The sequence below is a fragment of the Tumebacillus flagellatus genome, from assembly GCF_000714935.1.
Taxonomy (GTDB): domain Bacteria; phylum Bacillota; class Bacilli; order Tumebacillales; family Tumebacillaceae; genus Tumebacillus; species Tumebacillus flagellatus.
The window spans coordinates 1-1628 of the sequence record NZ_JMIR01000081.1 but is presented as its reverse complement, the minus strand read 5'-3'; the positions used below and the strand labels follow the sequence as shown (position 1 = coordinate 1628).

Annotated in this window: 1 protein-coding gene; it reads left to right on the top strand. The window is 60.2% G+C overall.

Translation table 11 applies throughout. From position 1 onward, the window contains the following. A partial coding sequence (locus EL26_RS22970) for a condensation domain-containing protein (protein ID WP_038094811.1) occupies window positions 1-1628 on the top strand: 1628 nt, incomplete at both ends.

Below are 1628 nucleotides of genomic sequence, written 5' to 3'. Positions count from 1 at the left end.
TGGTGCTGGACGAGCTGCCGCTTTCGCCCAACGGCAAAGTGGATCGCCGTGCCCTGCCGGTGCCGGAAGAGTCGCACTCGCAAAGCGAGGAAGTTGCAGTTCTGCGCACACCGCAGGAAGAGATCGTCGCCGGCATCTTTGCAGATGTGTTGCACCGAGAACGGGTCAGCGCAGACGATGACTTCTTCTCGCTGGGCGGTCACTCGTTGCTGGCGACCCAAGCGGTCTCGCGCTTGAAAAAAGCATTGGGCGTAGAACTTCCGCTGCGCCTGCTGTTTGAAGCCCCGACGGCGCGTTTGCTTGCCGCCCGCATCTCGCAAGAGGGACAAGGACTGCGCAAGCCGCTCCTCCCGGTCTCGCGCGAAGAACAAGGCATGCCGATGTCGTTCGCGCAACAGCGCCTGTGGGTATTGGAACAACTGGTGCCGGGCACGTCGCTGTACAACATGCCGATGGCCGTGCGACTGCAAGGGCACCTGCAAACGGAAGCGCTCCTTCTCAGCCTGGCTCAGATTGTTCAACGTCATGAAGCCCTGCGCACCACATTCGCCGAGCGAGACGGACGTCCGGTTCAAGTGATTCACGAAGCGATTGAGACCCATGTTCTCCAAACCGACTTGCGCACCGAACCGATCGAGCAGCGTGAACAAAAAATGAGGCAACTGGCAACCGAGGAAGCGGAGAGACCGTTTGACCTCACCGCAGGCCCGCTGGTTCGCTTCCATCTCCTGCAACTTGCGGATGAGGAGCACGTCCTGCTCTTGAACATGCACCACATCGTGTCGGACGGCTGGTCGATGAACGTCTTGATGCAAGAGTTCGTTTCGCTCTACGGAGCGTTGGCAGCAGGTCAAACGCCGACGCTCGCCGAGCTCCCGATCCAGTATGCCGATTACGCAACCTGGCAGCGCGAATGGCTGGAAGGCGACGTGCTGGACGAACAAATGGCGTACTGGAAAGAGCAGTTGGGCGGCGAACTGCCGGTTCTGCAACTGCCGACCGACCGCCCGCACCCGTCGGTGCAGACGTATCGCGGTCAAACGGAACTGTTTACTCTGCCCGCCGAACTTGCCAAGGCACTCCGATCGCTGTCCCGCCGTCAAGGGGCTACGATGTTCATGACCTTGCTGGGCGCCTTCCAACTGTTGCTCTCGCGCTACAGCGGACAGGAAGACATCGCGGTCGGCACGCCGATTGCCGGACGCACGCAAGCGGAGACGGAAGGTCTGATTGGCTTCTTCGTCAACACGCTGGTGATGCGCACAGACCTTACGGGCGACCCGACCTTCGAAGAGTTGCTGGGACGCGTGCGGGAGACGGCGCTCGGGGCGTATGCGCACCAAGACGTGCCGTTTGAAAAATTGGTCGAGGAGTTGCAACCGGAGCGCGACCTCAGCCGTTCTCCGTTGTTCCAAGTGATGTTCACGATGCAAAACGCCTCCTCGATCGACGTTGAACTGCCGGGACTGACCCTGTCCGGAATCGAAACGGACAGCCAAGTCGCCAAATTCGATCTGACGCTGAGCCTGGCGGAAGAGGAGAACGGACTGTTCGGTGCACTGGAATACAACGTCGATCTGTTCGATGCCGCCACGATCCAACGCATGGTCGGTCACTTCACGACCTTG